Below are 17,734 nucleotides of genomic sequence, written 5' to 3'. Positions count from 1 at the left end.
GTGCTAAGGGTAGGGTGGAGCCGCCCACCCTACGAGCATGTGAAAAGATCCGCCATGGCTGCGTTGCATCGTCTCGCCGTACGAGTGTACTGTCTTCGACGATGCGCCTTGCCCTGGCGTTTTTTTCACACGCTCTACGTCGCGACGCAGATCAGTGCTGGTCGATCTTGCCGCGCCAGCCGCCGGTTTCGGCGCCGCGCTTCTCCAGCATTTCCTTGTAATTCGTCAGGTTGGCGCGCGTTTCCATGCGCACCGCGCCGAGCGCGTCGCCGATGGTTTCCAGCACGCCGTCCGGCTGGTAATCCATTTGCAGGGTCACGCGGGTGACGTTGTCGGAAATCTTGTGGAAGGTCACCACGCCGGCATTGTGCACGCCGCCGATGCTGCGCCAGGCGATGCGCTTGTCCGGGATCTGCTCGGTGATTTCCGCATCCCATTCCTTGTCTTCGCCGGCGACATTGGCTTTCCAGTGCAGGCGCTTGTCATCGAGCTGGCGGATTTCCTTCACGCTTTTCATGAACTGCGGGAAGTCTTCGAACTGGGTGAACTGATTGTAGGCGGTGCGCACCGGAACGTTGAGTTCGATCGATTCGATGATCGACGAGTCACCATTCTGGGTGCGGTTCTTCTTCATTTGTTTCGACAGCATCATTCCGCCAACTGCAAGTGCGGCGACAGTCACGACTCGGTTCAACATAGATTTCTCCTTTTACAATGAGGCGGCGTACACGCCACAACAGCGTGCATGGCACCGCTGGCTTGAAGTACGCATCGACATAGGCGCACTGCGGCGCCGATATTTGTCTATAAGTTAAGCGAATTTTTGAACGGGTGACGCACGCTAGGATACTGATGAGTTACTGGTAATTGCCGCAAGATGGGATGTGGTTGCTAATTTTTAGATGGAAATTAGACGATATTCGATCAGCATAAAATTGCCGGGGTCGGCATCGATGCGCTGCGGGACGAGAAGGGAGGCCGACATTAGCCAGGCTGATTCGATGAAATAATATTTCACCCATTTATTGTTTCTGAAATTTTCTTTCACCACTGCAGACTTTCTGCGCGAGACTGGATGGGCATACAGTAAATCCCGGCGGTATAATGGCCGCATGAATCTCCTTCACAACCTTAATCCCGAACAATTGGCAGCTGTTACGCTGCCCTCGCAAAGCGCGCTGATCCTTGCCGGCGCCGGTTCGGGCAAGACCCGCGTACTGACCACCCGCATCGCCTGGCTGCTGTCCACCGGGCAGGTAAGCCCCGCCGGCATCATGGCGGTGACCTTTACCAACAAGGCGGCGAAGGAGATGCTGACCCGCCTGTCGACCATGCTGCCCGTGAACACGCGCGGCATGTGGATCGGCACCTTCCACGGCCTGTGCAACCGCCTGCTGCGCACGCATTACCGCGACGCCGCGCTGCCGCAATCCTTCCAGATCCTCGACTCGCAAGACCAGCTGTCGATGATCAAGCGCCTGCTGAAAGCGGCGAACGTTGACGATGAAAAATATCCGGCCAAGAACCTGATGTACTTCATCAACAACGCAAAAGACCAGGGCTTGCGCGCCAGCCAGGTCGAAGCCTACGACCCGATCGAACGCAAGATGGTCGAGCTGTACGAGCTCTACGACCAGCAATGCCAGAAGGAAGGCGTGGTCGATTTCGCCGAGCTGCTGCTGCGCTCCTACGAGCTGCTGTCGCGCAATGCGCCGCTGCGCCAGCACTACCAGATGCGTTTCAAGCATGTGCTGGTCGACGAGTTCCAGGATACGAACGACCTGCAATACAACCTGCTGAAACTCCTGGCCGGCCATGGCGAGCAGGTCGGCGGCGCCATATTCGCCGTCGGCGACGATGACCAGAGCATCTATGCCTTCCGCGGCGCGAACGTCGGCAACATGTCGGCCTTCGAGCGCGATTTCCGCGTCCAGAACCTGATCAAGCTCGAGCAGAACTACCGCTCGCATGGCCACATCCTGGACAGCGCGAACTACCTGATTGCCAACAACACGAAGCGCCTCGGTAAAAACCTGCGCACGGATGCGGGGCAGGGCGAACTGGTGCGCATCTACGAAGCCTCGTCCGATCTCGAAGAAGCGCAGTGGATCATCGAGGAAGCCAAGAGCCTGATGGGCGAAGGCCTGGCGCGCAAGGAAATTGCCATCCTCTACCGCTCGAACGCGCAGAGCCGGGTCATCGAGCACGCGCTGTTCGCTGCCGGCATTCCCTACACGGTCTACGGCGGCCTGCGCTACTTCCAGCGCGCCGAGGTCAAGCACGCGATTGCTTACCTGCAGCTGATGGACAATCCGCACAACGATTCAGCCTTCCTGCGCGTGGTCAATTTCCCGACGCGCGGCATCGGCGTGCGCTCGATCGAGCAGCTGCAAATGGCGGCCGACACCTATGGCGTCTCGCTGTATGCGGCCGTGCCCTACATGACGGGCAAGGCCGGCACTTCGCTCGGCGCTTTTGTGAAGCTGATCGAAGGCGCGCGTTTCGAGACCCAGCAGCTGGCGCTGCCTGAAATGGTGCGCGTCGTGCTCGAGCGCAGCAATTTGCTCACGCACTACGGCAACGAAAAAGAAGGCGCCGACCGCATCGAAAACCTCGAGCAGATGGTCAACGCGGCCACCCAGTTCGTGCAGGAAGAAGGTTTCGGACAGTTCGCGCCCGCCCACCTCGGGCCGGCCGCGACGGTGCAGGCAGGCGAGGCGGTTGTTTACCAGGACGGCATCGAAATCATGGATGCCGACGCGCCGCTGCCGACGGTGATGTCGCCATTGTCCGCCTTTCTCGCGCACGCGTCGCTGGAAGCGGGCGACGCACAGGCCCAGGCCGGGCAGGACGCGATGCAGCTGATGACGGTGCACTCGGCCAAGGGCCTGGAATTCGACGCAGTCTTTATTACCGGACTCGAAGAAGGCCTGTTCCCGCACGAAACCAGCGCCCGCGAGCTTGACGGCGTCGACGAAGAGCGGCGCCTGATGTACGTGGCGATCACGCGCGCGCGCAAGCGTTTATACATGAGCTTTACCCAGCAGCGCATGCTGCACGGCCAGACCCGCTTCAACATGAAGTCGCGCTTCTTCGACGAGCTGCCGGAAGAAGCCCTGAAATGGCTGTCGCCGCGCGTGCAGAGCCACTGGTTCGGCAACAAGAAGTCGGCCACCGCCTGGGACGACGCCACTTTCCGCAACGCCGGCAGCGACAACAAGATCGCCCAGCAGATCACGCAGAAATCAAGCGGCAACGGCTCCGGCTGGCGCATCGGCGAGTCCGTCGCGCACGCCAAGTTCGGCGAAGGCGTGATCGTGAATATCGAAGGCGGGGCAGGGGCGGCGCGTGCGCAGATCAATTTCGGCGCGGCCGGGATGAAGGTGCTGGATTTGTCGGTGGCGAAGCTGGAGCGGATTTCGCGGTAGGCTTCGTAGGGTGGGCACCCTGTGCCCACGCGGAACGATGCGCTGTGTTGGCGGAATTTTGGCTGATCGGTACGCATTGTGATGCGGCGTGCCATGATCGACCCGAAACGTTTTTAACACCGTTAACACGGCGGCGCGTTTCGCGTGGGCACGGAGTGCCCACCCTACTTGTTGAGGTTGACCTTGCCGCTACCCACATCCACCGGCTTGCCAAAAATCTGCCGATACCCCGCATACATCGCGCACTGCAAGAGCAGCACGAACAGGAAGATCAGCCACATGATCGCCACCCGCGCCATGCTCGAGCCGCCCAGCACCAGCGCGACGATGAAGCATACCCCGAAGAAGATCGCAAACCACGCCAGCAGCAGCACGATGAAGACGCGTGCGTTTTTCAGGACGGCGAAGAAGCTGTAGAAGGTCGCCTTGCCCAGACTCATCTTCTGCCAGTAGGTGAGAGGCGCGGCAAAGGCCAGCGCGATCAGCACCGCCACGTCCAGGATGAAAATGCCGAGCATGGCCAGCAGGTCGGAGGCTTGCACCTGGGGCGGCGCGTTTGGATCGACCGGCTGCGACACTTGCTGCCAGAAGCTCGGGTCGATCGCCACCTTGGTGAGCATGGTCAGCAGCAGCGAAGCGCCGAGATAGATCAGGCCGATCTTGGCCAGGGCTGGGAACACGGGCTTCTTGAATCCCGTCAGCAGCACGGCGGGCGTCACGCGCTCGCCGTTCTCGATCATCAGGCAGGCCTTCATGAAGGCCATCGAGAACGACGGGATCAGGACCACGGCCACCATCTTGCCCAGAAAGGGCACGGCGCTGATCAAAAGACTGAACAGGATATTGGCGAACAGCAGCGTGGTCAGGGCGGCAGGCTGTTTGCGGAACAGGCCGGTGCCTTCCTTCAGCCAGTTCCAGCCGGTAATTGCGGGCATGTTATTCATTCTTGGTGAGCCAGACTCGGTGCCGGTGTGGCAATACGTTCGCGCAGGATGCGCTCGAAATGGGTGGGATCGTGCGGCGTGAGCATTTCTGCTTCGCGCGGCACGTAAAAGTCATACAGGCGCGACAGCCAGAAGCGCAGCGCCGCGGCGCGCAGCATCGGCTGCCAGGCGTGCTCTTCTTCAGTCGTGAACGGCCGCACCGCGCGGTAGGCCGCCAGCAGCGCATTCACTCGCGCCTCAATCAATTGTCCGCTGGCCAGGTCGATGCACCAGTCGTTGACCGTCACGGCCAGGTCGAACAGCCAGGTGTCGACGCCGGCAAAATAAAAGTCGAAGCAGCCGGTCAGGCGTTCGCCGACGAACATCACGTTATTGCGAAACAGGTCGGCGTGGACCGGGCCGCGCTGCAACTGCGCATAGACAGGGCCGGCAGCAAATGCGGTCTGGAACGCCACCTCGTCCTGCAACAGCCGCGTATTCTCGGGCGACAAATACGGCAGCACCTGCGGCATGGTCGCCTGCCACCAGTCGAGTCCGCGCAGGTTTGGCTGCTGCAGCGGGAAGTCCCGCGCGGCGAGGTGCATGCGCGCCAGCATCGCGCCGACTTCGGCGCAATGCGCCGGCTGCGGGTCCATCTGCGAGCAGCCGTCGAGTTTGCTGACGATGGCCGCCGGCTTGCCGTGCAGGGACACGACCAGCTCGCCCGCGGCACTCGCCACCGGCGCCGGCACCGGGATGCCGCGCTCGGCCAGGTGGCGCATGAGTTGCACGTAGAAGGGAAGCTGTTCGAAACTCAGGTTCTCGAAGACGGTGAGCACATACTCGCCGCGCTCGGTCGTCAGGAAGAAATTACTGTTTTCGATGCCGGATGCGATGCCCTGGAGCGCCACTGCCTGGCCAAGGGGAAACTGCTCCATCCACTGGGTGAGCTCATCCAGTGTGACTGCGGTGAAAACTGCCATTATGCGGGGATCGGTGAGGGGTCTGGGCGTGCGGGCGCATGCGCCCGCCTGGCGGCGGCCTGGTCGGCGGTTAGCGGGTGGACGGCATTGGCGGCGGTGGCGGAATGTCGGCGCGCTTCGTCATCGGGACCGTTGCTGCGGGAATATTGCCCGTAGCAGGAGCCCGATTCGCCGCAGCCGCAGCGTTCGCCGACGCAGTGACCGGCGCGGCAGGGGTGGCGCCCGCTGCGGCCGCGGCTGCTGCCGCTTCGGCATCGGCCGCCGCTTTTCTCTTGCCGTTCAGGTCGAATTCCATGACTTGCCATTGCGGCGCGCGGATGCCGCTGCTCTGGGCGTCGCCCGCCTGCGCATTGCCGACCGGCTGCCCCGATTTCATGACATACCGGCTGGCGCCGCTCTGGACTTCGACTTCGGTGACCTGGCCGCGGTTGTCGCGCTTTTCGCGGATTTGCGTGCCACGGCGCGATTCGATGGCCGTGGCCGGCGTTTCGCTTTGCGGCTCGATGCGTTCGGTCGCCGGCGTCTGCCCGGTGGGCGCGGCTTGCGGCGCCGGTTGCGGCGCAGTTGGCGCCGTCGTTTGTCCATACGCTGCACCCGCGCCGGAAAGCAGCGCGATCGACAGGGTCAAGCGGGGGAATGTGCGCAGCATGATGGTCACCTAGGATCGTTTGAACCATTGTAACAAACACAGTGCTTCGCTGTGAAAAGTGTGCTGGTCATCTTCGCCCCGCGACGCCATATTGACCCGGCGCGCCGCGCTTGCCTTGTGCTTTTTCCATGCCGGATTCTGCGATAATGCCTGTCACTTTGGCTCATTGCCGGCTTCACCCAACATTCCTATGCAAAATACCCTGCTGCTCGTCGACGGTTCCAGTTACCTCTATCGCGCTTTCCACGCGCTGCCCGACCTGCGCGGTCCGGATGGCCACCCGACCGGGGCGATGCACGGCATGGTCAACATGCTGCGCCGCCTGCGCGCCGACTATCCGGCTGCCTACATCGCCTGCGTGTTCGACGCCAAGGGTAAAACCTTCCGCGACGACATGTACCCCGAGTACAAGGCAACCCGCGCCTCGATGCCGACCGATCTGTCCAAGCAGATCGAGCCGATCCACGAGGTGGTGCGGCTCATGGGCTGGCCGATCCTGATGGTCGAAGGCGTCGAGGCGGACGACGTGATCGGCACCCTGGCCGTGCAGGCCGCCGCCAAGGGCATGAACACCATCGTCTCGACCGGCGACAAGGACCTGGCCCAGCTGGTGAACGACAAGGTCATGCTGATCAATACGATGAGCAACGAAAAGCTCGACGAAGCCGGCGTGCTTGAGAAATTCGGCGTGCCGCCCAACCGCATCATCGACTACCTGACCCTGATCGGCGACACCGTCGACAACGTGCCGGGCGTGAGCAAATGCGGCCCGAAGACGGCCCTCAAGTGGCTGGCCTTGCACCGTTCGCTCGACGGCGTGATCGAGAACGCCCACAGCATTGGCGGCGCGGTCGGCGAAAACCTGCGCACGGCGCTCGAATGGCTGCCCCAGGGCCGCCAGCTGATCACCGTGAAAACCGACTGCGAACTGATGGGCCATCTCGTCTCGATCGAGGAAAGCCTGGTCGCCCGCCCGGAAGACAAGGACGCCCTGCGCGACTTCTTCTCGCGCTACGGTTTCAAGACGATGCTGCGCGAACTGTCCCAGGGCGGCGCTCCGAACGGCGGCCCGGCCATGAATTCGCCGGAAGGCGCCCAGGACACGCTGCCTGGCATGCCGATCATCAAGGGCGACTACGAACTGGTGACGACCTGGGAGCAGCTCGACAAATGGCTGGCTTTGGCCGAAGCGGCCGAGCTGACTTCGGTCGACACCGAAACGACCTCGCTCGACCCGATGACGGCGCAGATGGTCGGCATTTCACTCTCGGTCGAGGCTGGCAAGGGCGCCTACATCCCGGTCGCGCACCGCTATGCCGGCGTGCCGGAGCAGCTGCCGCGCGAAGAGGTGCTGGAGCGCATGCGCGCGTGGCTGGAAAATCCCGCCAAGCCGAAGCTGGGCCAGAACCTGAAGTACGACATGCACATCTTTAACAACCATGGTGTGACCTTGCAAGGCATCGTCCACGACACGCTGCTGCAGTCCTACGTGTTCGAGTCGCACAAGCCGCACGACATGGACACGATGGCGATGCGCCATCTGGGCTATACGACGATTCCCTTCGTGGACGTCTGCGGCAAGGGCGTCAACATGATCTGCTTCGACCAGGTGGAACTCGAACGCGCGACCGAATACGCGGCCGAGGATTCCGACATCACCCTGCGCCTGCACCAGACCATGCTGCCGCACGTGGAAAAGGATGCGGGCCTCACCTATATCTATAAAAACATCGAGCTGCCGACCCAGATCGTGCTGCAGAAGATCGAGCGCAACGGCGTGCTGATCGACGCCGAAAAGCTCAATGCGCAGTCGCGCGAACTCGGTGCGCGCCTGGTCGAACTCGAAGCCAAGGCCTACGAGATGGCCGGCGGCCCGTTCAACCTCGGCTCGCCCAAGCAGATCGGCGAGATCTTCTTCGGCAAGCTGCAGCTCCCCGTGATCAAGAAGACCGCCACCGGCGCGCCGTCGACCGACGAGGAAGTGCTGCAAAAGCTGGCCGAGGACTTCCCGCTGCCGAAGGTGCTGCTGGAACACCGCAGCCTGTCGAAGCTGAAGTCGACCTATACCGACAAGCTGCCGAAGATGGTGAACCAGAACACGGGCCGCGTGCACACCAATTATGCGCAGGCCGTGGCGATTACCGGGCGCCTGGCCTCGAACGATCCGAACCTGCAGAACATCCCGGTGCGCACCGGAGAGGGGCGCCGCATCCGCGAAGCCTTTGTCGCCTCACCGGGCTGCAAGATCGTCTCGGCCGACTATTCGCAGATCGAGCTGCGCATCATGGCCCATATTTCGGGCGACGAAGCGATGCTGCGCGCCTTTGCCGAAGGCGTCGACATCCACCGCGCGACCGCCGCCGAGATCTTCGGCGTGGCGCCGGACGAAGTCGATTCCGAGCAGCGCCGCTACGCCAAGGTCATCAACTTCGGCCTGATCTACGGCATGAGCGCCTTCGGCCTGGCCGCGAACCTGCAGATCGAACGCGCCGCCGCCGCCAGCTACATCGAGCGCTATTTCGCGCGCTTCTCGGGCGTGAAGCAGTACATGGACGAGACGCGCGTGGCCGCCAAGGCCCGCGGCTATGTCGAGACCGTGTTCGGCCGCCGTTTATGGCTCCCCGAGATCAACTCCCCGAACGGCCCACGCCGCGCCGGCGCCGAACGCGCCGCGATCAACGCGCCGATGCAGGGCACGGCGGCCGACCTGATCAAGCTGGCCATGATCGCGGTGCAAGGCTGGCTCGAGACCGACAAGCTGGCCACGCGCATGGTGATGCAGGTGCACGATGAGCTGGTGCTGGAAGTGCCTGAGTCGGAGCTGGAGTTGGTGAAGGCGAAGCTGCCCGAGTTGATGGCGGGCGTGGCGACGCTCAAGGTGCCGCTGGTGGCGGAGACGGGCGTCGGCGGCAATTGGGAAGAGGCGCACTAGGTCGGGCGTTTCGATGGCGGGGATGGTGTACCGCGTGGGCTCGGAGAGCCCACCCTACGAAAACCATCGTCTCGTGCCGGAGGGACGTAGGGTGGGCGGCTCCACTCGCATGTTTGCGGCCACGCTGCGGGGACGCCGCCCACGCGTTCAACGCACAGACGCATCATCGCGCGCCCGAGCGGAGCGACATCACGTCCCTCCCAGGTGCTTCTCCAAAAACTCCACACACACCCGCACCTTGGCCGAACTGGCCAAACGCTGCGGATACACAGCCCACACATTGGCTTCCTGCGTGTACTCCGGCAGCACCTGCACCAGCGTGCCCGCGTCCAGGTAGGGCTGGGCGTCCCAGCGCGAGCGCAGCACGATGCCGGCGGCGTCCAGGGCCCAGCGCAGGGCGATCTCGCCGTGATTCGTTGACAGCGCACCCGATACCTTCACCGTTTCCTCGCCGTCGCGGCCGCGCAGGCGCCAGACGCCGAAGGGATGGTCGCGCTCCTTGATCGGCAGGCACTGGTGGCCGGCGAGGTCCTGCAGGTTTTTCGGTGCCGGATGGCGCGCCAGGTAGGCGGGCGCCGCGCACAGGATCCGGTGGTTGGCCAGCAGGCGCCGCGCGATCAGCTGCGGCGCGATCTCGTCGCCCACGCGCACGTCGAGATCGAACCCTTCGGCCACGGTGTCGACCAGGCGGTCGAAGACTTCGAAGCGGATCTGCAGGCCGGGATAGGCCGCGACCAGCTTGGCAATCACGGGCGCGACCAGGTTGCGGCCGAAGCCGAAACTGCTGCAGATGCGCACCTGGCCGCTCGGCTCGCGGCGCTGCTGCGAGACTTCATCGAACAGTTCGTCGAGCTGGTCGAGGATGGCCAGGGCGCGCGCATATACCTGTTCGCCTTCGCCCGTGATGACGACCCGGCGCGTGGTGCGCTGGAACAGGCGCACGCCCAGCGTCTCCTCCAGGATGCCGATGCGCTTGCTCACATAGGCCGGCGACATGCCCAGCGCTTCGGCGGCTGCGGCGAAGCTGCCCGTGCGTACGACGGTGACAAAGACGCTCAGGTCGGCGTTTTCCAGTTGATTCATCATGATTCGTGTTGTCTGAGACTACATTTGGCATGATTATAAACGCGCTGTAATTGGTTATCCTGACGCTATCCATTCAGACCACACAGGACAGCCCCATGAAAACCCATAAAATCGCAGTCATCGCCGGCGACGGCATCGGCAAGGAAGTCATGCCCGAAGGCCTGCGCGTACTGGAGGCAGCAGCGCGCCGTTTCGACATCGATCTCGAATTCACCACCTTCGCCTGGGCCGATTGCGACTATTACGCGCAGCACGGCAAGATGATGCCGGATGACTGGAAGGCCCAGCTGGACGGCTTCGAAGCCATTTTCTTCGGCGCCGTCGGCTGGCCCGACACCGTGCCCGACCACATTTCGCTGTGGGGCTCGCTCTTGAAATTTCGCCGCGAGTTCGACCAGTACGTGAACCTGCGCCCGGTGCGCCTGATGCCCGGCGTGCCTTGCCCGCTGGCGAACAAGAAGCCGGGCGACATCGATTTTTATGTGGTGCGCGAGAACACCGAAGGCGAGTACTCCTCGGTCGGCGGGCGCATGTTCGAAGGCACCGACCGCGAGATCGTGCTGCAGGAAGCGGTCTTTACCCGCCACGGCACCGACCGCATCCTGAAGTACGCCTTCGACCTGGCCCAGCGCCGCCCGAAAAAGCACCTGACCGCGGCGACCAAGTCGAACGGCATCGCGATCTCGATGCCCTACTGGGACGAGCGCGTGGCCGCCATGGGCGAACACTATGCCGACGTCAAATGGGACAAGTACCACGTCGACATCCTCGCGGCCCGCTTCGTGCTCTCGCCGGAACGCTTCGACGTGGTGGTGGCCTCGAACCTGTTCGGCGACATCCTGTCGGACCTCGGCCCGGCCTGCGCCGGCACGATCGGCATCGCGCCCTCGGCCAACCTGAACCCGGAACGCACCTTCCCCTCGTTGTTCGAGCCGGTGCACGGCTCGGCGCCCGACATCTACGGCCAGAACATCGCCAACCCGATCGCGATGATCTGGTCCGGTGCGATGCTGCTCGACTTCCTGGGGCAGGGCGATGCGCGCTACACCGCCGCCCACGACGCCATCGTCAGCGCCATGGAAGCCTGCCTCGTGAACGGTCCGCGCACGCCGGACCTGGGCGGCAGCGCGAGCACGGGCGAAGTCGGGCAGGCGATCGCCGCGCTGCTCGCCGCCGAGGCTTGAGGCAAGGGACCCGCGAATCGCGCGTCCAGGGGGCCAATATTGCAGTCCATCGCAAAACGGCCCCCTTGCGGCGCACCTGGCGCTAGGATGGTTTCATTCTCACGAAAGGAAATCACCATGCGCACTTTCACTCCCGTCCTCCCAGTCGTTCTCGCTCTCGCCTTGACCGCCGGCGCCGCCCATGGCGCCGACCAGGTGCGCAATGCCGCACCCTTCACTTCGATCAAGGCGCAGGGCCCGTTCAGCGTGACGGTCGACGCCGGCGCGGGGCAGCAGTCGGTGCTGGTACGCGGCAGCGACAAGTTCATCAACGGTTTGACGAGCGAAGTCGTGAACGGCGAACTGCGCCTGCGCATGCGCGACAAGACCCTGAACAACAATGTCGGCGACAACCGCATCGTCATCAAGGTGGCCCAGCTGCGCGCCTTCGATGCCGAAGGCGCGGGCGAAATCCTGCTCAATAACGTGCGCGGCGAGCGCCTCGACGTCAACTACCGCGGCGCCGGCCGCATGGAAGTCAATGGCCAGGTGAAGTCGCTCAAGATGACGGCCGAAGGCGTCGGCGAAGTCGATACCAAGGCCCTGATCGCCAACAACGCCGACATCCGCTTCCAGGGCGTGGGCGACGTCAAGGTGTATGCCAAGGACAGGCTGGATGCGAACGTGCAGGGCATGGGCAGCCTGAGTTACTACGGCAAGCCGCGCACCGTCAATAAATCGGTGCAGGGGATCGGCTCGGTCAGTGCCGGCGATTAATGGTCTATTGTAAAGTTGCGTAAAGACAACGGTTAAATGTTTCAGTTGTAATGAAACGTTTCAAGGTTGGCTGGCTAACATAATGTTGCCATGTGGAATGTTATTGTCCTTTCAGCGCCCCACCGGGCGGTCCATTTTCTGAAAGGTCTTCCATGCATTCCACGTCCATCCGTTCCCATCTTCTTCTTGGCGGCGCCATCGTCGCGGCAAGCCTGAGCGCCTGCGGCGGCGGAGGCGGCGGCGGCAGCGCTGCGGGTCCTGCGCCGGCGTCGACCATGGGTACCTTGAGCGTGGCCATGACCGACGCGCCGGCCTGCGGCTTCGACGCCGTCAACGTCACCGTCACCAAGGTGCGCGTCAACAAGAGCGGCACGGCAGGCGAGGGCGATGGCGGCTGGACCGACATCACGCTGGCCACGCCCAAGAAGGTCAACCTGCTGAACCTGACCAACGGCGTGCTTGAAACGCTGGGCCAGACGACGCTCGAAGCCGGCCAGTACAACCAGCTGCGCCTGGTGCTCGACGCCAACACCAGCGGCACGGCCAACACCGTCGTCGTCAGCGGCGCGAAAACCGAACAGGCGCTGGAAACACCGAGCGCGCTCCAGAGCGGCATCAAGCTGGTGGGGAATTTCACTGTCGAAGCGGGCGCGCGCGCCGACGTCGTGATCGACTTCGACGCCTGCAAATCCGTCGTCACGCGCGGCAAGGGCGCCTTTGCGCTCAAGCCCGTCGTGAAGATGCTGCCGAGCGCGATCAATGGCATTTCGGGCGTGATCAGCCCGACGCTCCTGGGCAGCAACGTGACGGTATCGGCGCAGCAGAACGGCACCATCGTCAGCGCGACCACGCCGAACGCCAGCACCGGCGAATTCTTCCTGTCGCGCCTGGCGCCGGGCAATTACGACGTCGTCATCACGGCCGACAACAGCGCCGCCGCCGTGATCGGCGCCGTGCCGGTCGCATCGACCACCAGCACCACCTCGCTCTCGACTGCCGCCGCACCGCTGACGCTCGCCGCCGGCACCATGGGCAGCATCGGCGGCACGGTGACCATGACGCCGCCAAGCGCCACGGAAGTCGCCTATGTCGCAGCGAAGCAGACCGTGGGCGCCGGCCCGGTGACGATTAAATACCAGGGTGCGGACCTGGCCGGCGGCGCCTACACGATCGCCAACCTGCCTGTCGCCGCGCCGCAGTATGTGGCCTACAGCGCAGCCCGTCCCCTGGTGCTGGCGCCTGCCGCCGGCGTCACCGCGGGCAGCTACCGGGTCGAAGCATCGGCCACTGGCTACGCCGCCAAGGGTGTCGATGCGGTGAGCATCGCTGCGCAGAACCAGACGGCGGTGAACTTCACGCTGACCCCGTAATCAGTTTGGTCAGCGCCCCAGCTTGAAGACCTGCACCACGTTTGACAATTCGTCGGCGCGGCGGTGCAGGTTTTCGGCGGCCGCCGCCGCTTCTTCGACCAGTGCGGCATTCTGCTGGGTCATGTCGTCGAGGCTGCCGACCGACTGGTTCAATTCTTCGATGCTGCTGGTCTGGGCCTGGCGGCCCGCACTCATCTCGGCCATGATCCCGGCCACGCTGCTTACCGACTCTAACAGGCTGGTCATGGCCACGCCTGCCTGGTCGGCCAGCTTGCTGCCCTTATCGACCTCGGCCACCGAGACCTTGATCACGGCGCCGATATCGCGCGCGGCTGTGGCGCTGCGCTGCGCCAGGGCGCGCACTTCGGAGGCCACCACCGCAAAACCGCGCCCGTGTTCACCGGCGCGCGCCGCTTCGACCGCGGCGTTCAGCGCCAGCAGATTGGTCTGGAAGGCGATCGCCTCGATGGTGCCGATCATGTCCGCGATATTGGCCGAGGCCTGGCGGATCGCCGTCATCTTGCCGGCGACTTCCGCCACCGCCTTGCCGCCCGCCGCCGCCTCGTCCGCCGCCGACGTCGACAGGGCCGTCACGTGGGACGAGCGCTCGCTGTTCGCGCGCACCGCCACCACGATGGTCTCGACGTTCGATGCGATCTCCTCGAGCGCGCCGGCCTGGGTTTCGGTACGCGTGGCCAGGTCCGCATTGCCGCTGGCGATCTCGCCGGTGGCCAGCGCGATGCTGTCGGAGCTGCTGCGTACCTTGCCGACGATGTCGGCCAGTCCCTGGCTGATGCCATTGATGGCCTGCATCAGCTGGCCGATCTCGTCGCGCCGCGCCACGTGCATCTGGGCCGAGAGGTCGCCCTGGGCCAGCTTCTGCGCCGCTTCGCGCGCCTGGACCAAGGGCCGGGTCACCATGCGCCGCACGCACTGGTCGACCAGCACGCCCAGCCCGAGCAGGGGCCAGAGCATGGTCAACAGGTACTGCAGGCGCAGTCCCGCCTGCTCCATGGCCGGGGCCTGCGCCGTCATGAGCCAGATGCCGGCGGCACCGGCAGCGCCGGCCGCCAGCGCGGCAATCAGGGCCAGCTTGACCGAGACCGGCAGCTGGCGCATCCCGCCCACGTCGACGCCGACATACAGCACGCCGATCACGCTGCCGCTGTTGTTGAAGATCGGGTCGTAATGCGTCATGTACTGGGTGCCGAACAAGGTGGCGTAGCCGACATAGGCGCGGCCGGCCATCAGTTCCTTGTAGCCGGGATGGGCGCGGTCGAGCGGGGTGCCGAGGGGACGCTCGCCGTTCGGGCGCTTGACCGAGGTGGTGACGCGCACGAAGTCCTGCGCCACGCGGACAAAGAAGGTCGAGGTCGCGCCTGTTTTCTTTTGAAATGCGTCAGGCAGCGAAAAATCCAGGTTCAGGACGGAGGAGCCGCTCCTGAGCACCGGCGTCGGCGTTCCCTTGATGTCGATGCTGTGCGCGTGATCGACCGTCACCGCGCCCGGCAACTGGCCGTGCAATTGCCTTGCCAGCGCATTGATATGCGCTGTGAGCGGCTTGAAAAAACGCATCCTGTCCCCCGAATTATTATGCCAGCGGTGTATTTATTGTTTGGATCGATCTTACCGCAGGTCACAAAATATTGCGATAAATCAAGAAACAATGTGGCCAGCATGAAACGGGAGAAAGTGGTGACTCAGTCCGGCTTGTCTTCGTCGTAGGGGAAGCCGTAATCGGGGGCGCGGTTGACCGGCATCCAGGGCCAGTGCGCGTGGCGCTCGATGCTGCGGCGCGCCGCATGGAACTGCTCGTCGGACAGGAAGACGCCAGCCAGGTCGTTGCCGCCGTAGAGGGCGTAGAACTTGTGGTCCGCCTGCGCCAGGCCGGCATTGACGATGTCGAAGAAGGCGATCGTGGCCAGCACCCAGAGGTCGCCGCGCGCTTGGGGACCGCGGATGACATAGCTTTTGCCGTCGGCGAGCACGGTGTAGGCACCCGTCTCGGCGTCGTATTCTTCGGCGACGTCGATATCGGCCGCATTGTATTGACGCAGTTGCGGATGCAGCTGTTCGAAGGCCTGCAGGATGCCGCCGTCGGCCAGGTCCTCGGCATCGAGCAGCACGACCTCGTCTTCGTCGAAGGGCGCCAGGGTGGCGGCATCGTGCCCGCTGTCGTGTGCGAAAAAGTGTTTGAAGCTTTCAAACATGGCAGACCTTCCGTTCCAGGAGCTCAATGGTAGCGTTACTCGTGCACCCGATTTTCAGCCCATACCACCGCCTTGGCAATCGAATTCTCATTCGCCGCGTCGACGCACCAGTGAGCCCATGCGCAGGGCACGATGTCGCGGTAAGATAATCATCCTGATAATTAACGACCGGAGGGATGCACATGAAGGATCTCGTACAAGACGGCGGCAGCCTGGCAGGCGCCAGCCGCTTCGAAGACGGCGTCGACCGCCGTGTATTCCTGAAGGCGGCGATCGGCACCGGCTTCGCGGCCGCGGTGCTGCCGGTCGAGGCGCAAACCCTGGTCAAGACCGACGTCACGGGCTTGTCGAGCGGAGACCACATCATCGTCGTCAACGGCCAGGACGTGCCGGTCTACCGCGCCCAGCCCGAAGGTAAAACCAATCCGCCGGTGATCCTCGTGATTTCCGAGATCTTCGGCGTGCACGAATACATCAAGGACGTGGCGCGGCGCCTGGCCAAGCAGGGTTACATGGCCGTCGCGCCCGACCTGTTCGTGCGCGCGGGCGATGCAAGCAAGGTACCGAACATCGCCGACCTGATGCGCGACATCGTCGGCAAGACCCCGGACGCGCAGGTGATGTCGGACCTCGACACCGTCGTCAGCTGGGCCAAGCAGCGCGGCGGCGACACCGAAAAACTCGGGATCACCGGTTTCTGCTGGGGCGGCCGCATCACCTGGCTGTACGCGGCGCACAACCCGAAGGTCAAGGCCGGCGTGGCCTGGTACGGGCGCCTGGTGGGCGAATCTACCCCTAATTCGCCGAAGCACCCGATCGACATCGCGCAGAACCTGAAGGCGCCGGTGCTGGGTCTGTACGGCGGCAAGGACACCGGCATCCCGCTTGACTCGGTCGAGAAGATGCGCGCCGCGCTCGATAAGGGCAATAGCGGGTCCGCCTTCCAGGTCTATCCGAATTCGGGCCACGCCTTCCACGCGGACTACCGTCCGAGTTTCAACGAGCCTGACGCGAAGGATGGCTGGCGGCGCGCCCTGGACTGGTTCCGGACGCACGGCGTCGTGTAAGCAAAGCGCACACGCGCGCAAGCAAGCCGGGCGCTGTACAATGCCCGGCTTGCCACGCCCAGAAGAACAAGAGGCTTCACATCGACCCGATTCTCATCTCCATCCTGCTGGCGACCCTGGTCGCCGGCGCGCTCAGCATCTCGGCCGCGGCTGTATTCTCGTTCACGCTGCTCTCCAAAATGGTGGAGCGGCTGGTGAGCCTGTCGGTCGGCATCATGCTCTCGACCTCGCTGCTGCACGCGCTGCCCGAGGCCTTCGAATCGGGCGCCGACACGCACAAGCTGTTCGCGACCCTGCTCGCCGGCCTGCTGGCCTTCTTCCTGCTCGAGAAGCTGGCGCTGCTGCGCCACTCGCACCATCACGAGGGCGACGGCCACCACCACGCCCACGGCCACGATGCGCGCGAGGCAGGCAAATCGGGCTGGATGATCCTGATCGGCGACGGGATGCACAATTTTACGGACGGTATCCTGATCGCGGCGGCCTTCCTGGCCAACCCGGAGCTCGGTATCGTCACCGCACTGGCGATCGTCGCGCACGAGATCCCGACCGAGATCGGCGATTTCATTGTGCTGCTCAACGCCGGCTTCTCGCGCATGCGCGCCTACGTGTTCAACCTGCTGTGCAGCCTGTTGTCGGTGGCGGGGGGCTTGCTCGGGTATTACACGCTCGATCGCGCCAGCGGGCTGATTCCCTACGTGCTGGTGTTCGCGTCGTCGGGGTTCATTTATATCGCGGTGAGCGATTTGATGCCGCAGATGCAGAGAAGGGCGACGGTGAAGGATTCGGTGCCGCAGGTGCTGTTGATCGCGCTGGGCGTCATCATCGTCCTGTTCCTGACCGCGCGCTAGGCGCCAGGCTGCCCGTCCAGCCTGCCACGACGTATCAGCGGCGTTTCCTCCCACGCCGGCGCTTGGCCGGCTTCTTCCTGGCGGTTTTCCTTGCCTGCCAATGCAGCGCGCCGATCGCCACGGCGAACAGCGCCAGATAAGCCAGTATTGTCCACCAAATAACTTCTTGCTGCAGGTCGCTCATGGCGTGCGCGTGCGCGTATCCGGCGCCGTGCGGGTGCGCGTGCGCACCGGTAAATACAAGACGGGTCATCTCCAGGCTCCAACAACGTGATCATCGGCCGGCATGCGGCAG

The 17,734-nt window shown here is 63.8% G+C and carries 16 protein-coding genes; 7 read left to right on the top strand and 9 right to left on the bottom strand.

Annotated features, from left to right (window positions below; translation table 11 throughout):
* Positions 1-151: 151 nt before the first annotated feature.
* Both NMB41_RS20560 and NMB41_RS20555 read right to left on the bottom strand, forming a co-directional pair.
* Positions 152-697 carry an SRPBCC family protein gene (locus NMB41_RS20560; protein ID WP_494379654.1) on the bottom strand — a complete coding sequence of 182 codons (546 nt, stop codon included), beginning with the start codon at positions 695-697 and terminating at the stop codon, positions 152-154.
* Between the two features lie 201 nt (positions 698-898).
* Complete coding sequence (locus NMB41_RS20555) at positions 899-1,114, bottom strand: hypothetical protein (RefSeq protein ID WP_494379653.1); 216 nt, start codon at positions 1,112-1,114, stop codon at positions 899-901.
* Here NMB41_RS20555 and NMB41_RS20550 point away from each other — a divergent pair.
* Positions 1,113-3,428 (top strand): UvrD-helicase domain-containing protein, encoded by a 2,316-nt coding sequence (locus tag NMB41_RS20550; protein WP_494379652.1) that lies wholly within the window; start codon positions 1,113-1,115, stop codon positions 3,426-3,428. The two genes, NMB41_RS20555 and NMB41_RS20550, sit on opposite strands and share 2 nt — an antisense overlap.
* Before the next feature lie 164 nt (positions 3,429-3,592).
* Here the strand turns inward: NMB41_RS20550 and NMB41_RS20545 are convergent, their stop codons facing one another.
* From NMB41_RS20545 to NMB41_RS20535, 3 genes are all read right to left on the bottom strand, one after another.
* On the bottom strand, positions 3,593-4,363 hold the full coding sequence (locus NMB41_RS20545) for a BPSS1780 family membrane protein (protein WP_494379651.1): 771 nt from the start codon (positions 4,361-4,363) through the stop codon (positions 3,593-3,595).
* Positions 4,364-4,368: 5 nt separating this feature from the next.
* Positions 4,369-5,334, bottom strand: coding sequence for a homoserine kinase (locus tag NMB41_RS20540; protein WP_494379650.1), 966 nt, complete (start codon positions 5,332-5,334; stop codon positions 4,369-4,371).
* A gap of 70 nt (positions 5,335-5,404) precedes the next feature.
* Entirely contained in the window at positions 5,405-5,983 is a 579-nt protein-coding gene (locus NMB41_RS20535; protein WP_494379649.1) for a hypothetical protein, read from the bottom strand.
* Positions 5,984-6,173: 190 nt separating this feature from the next.
* Between NMB41_RS20535 and polA the strand changes: the two genes are divergently transcribed.
* On the top strand, positions 6,174-8,915 hold the full coding sequence (gene polA, locus NMB41_RS20530) for a DNA polymerase I (protein ID WP_494379648.1): 2,742 nt from the start codon (positions 6,174-6,176) through the stop codon (positions 8,913-8,915).
* A gap of 189 nt (positions 8,916-9,104) precedes the next feature.
* Here the strand turns inward: polA and NMB41_RS20525 are convergent, their stop codons facing one another.
* Positions 9,105-9,998 (bottom strand): LysR substrate-binding domain-containing protein, encoded by an 894-nt coding sequence (locus NMB41_RS20525; protein ID WP_494382878.1) that lies wholly within the window; start codon positions 9,996-9,998, stop codon positions 9,105-9,107.
* Between the two features lie 98 nt (positions 9,999-10,096).
* On the opposite strand from NMB41_RS20525, the gene NMB41_RS20520 reads away from it, so the two are divergent.
* The 3 genes from NMB41_RS20520 (at position 10,097) to NMB41_RS20510 (ending at position 13,311) form a co-directional block, all read left to right on the top strand.
* Positions 10,097-11,185 (top strand): tartrate dehydrogenase, encoded by a 1,089-nt coding sequence (locus tag NMB41_RS20520; protein ID WP_494379647.1) that lies wholly within the window; start codon positions 10,097-10,099, stop codon positions 11,183-11,185.
* A gap of 117 nt (positions 11,186-11,302) precedes the next feature.
* Positions 11,303-11,941 (top strand): GIN domain-containing protein, encoded by a 639-nt coding sequence (locus NMB41_RS20515; RefSeq protein ID WP_494379646.1) that lies wholly within the window; start codon positions 11,303-11,305, stop codon positions 11,939-11,941.
* A 152-nt stretch (positions 11,942-12,093) separates the two neighbouring features.
* The gene (locus NMB41_RS20510) at positions 12,094-13,311 is read left to right on the top strand and encodes a DUF4382 domain-containing protein (RefSeq protein WP_494379645.1); all 1,218 of its coding nucleotides are present in this window, start codon (positions 12,094-12,096) and stop codon (positions 13,309-13,311) included.
* Positions 13,312-13,320: 9 nt separating this feature from the next.
* On the opposite strand, the gene NMB41_RS20505 is transcribed toward NMB41_RS20510, so the two are convergent.
* Complete coding sequence (locus NMB41_RS20505) at positions 13,321-14,886, bottom strand: methyl-accepting chemotaxis protein (RefSeq protein WP_494379644.1); 1,566 nt, start codon at positions 14,884-14,886, stop codon at positions 13,321-13,323.
* A 125-nt stretch (positions 14,887-15,011) separates the two neighbouring features.
* Positions 15,012-15,521, bottom strand: coding sequence for a hypothetical protein (locus NMB41_RS20500; RefSeq protein WP_494379643.1), 510 nt, complete (start codon positions 15,519-15,521; stop codon positions 15,012-15,014).
* Between the two features lie 182 nt (positions 15,522-15,703).
* Between NMB41_RS20500 and NMB41_RS20495 the strand changes: the two genes are divergently transcribed.
* Positions 15,704-16,588 (top strand): dienelactone hydrolase family protein, encoded by an 885-nt coding sequence (locus NMB41_RS20495; RefSeq protein WP_494379642.1) that lies wholly within the window; start codon positions 15,704-15,706, stop codon positions 16,586-16,588.
* A 179-nt stretch (positions 16,589-16,767) separates the two neighbouring features.
* Entirely contained in the window at positions 16,768-17,439 is a 672-nt protein-coding gene (locus NMB41_RS20490; RefSeq protein ID WP_494379641.1) for a ZIP family metal transporter, read from the top strand.
* A 34-nt stretch (positions 17,440-17,473) separates the two neighbouring features.
* Here NMB41_RS20490 and NMB41_RS20485 read toward each other — a convergent pair whose 3' ends face one another.
* Positions 17,474-17,692, bottom strand: coding sequence for a hypothetical protein (locus tag NMB41_RS20485; protein ID WP_494379640.1), 219 nt, complete (start codon positions 17,690-17,692; stop codon positions 17,474-17,476).
* Positions 17,693-17,734: the final 42 nt, after the last annotated feature.

The organism is Massilia sp. FBCC-B171, assembly GCF_059134155.1.
This window is presented reverse-complemented; position numbering and strand designations above follow the sequence as displayed.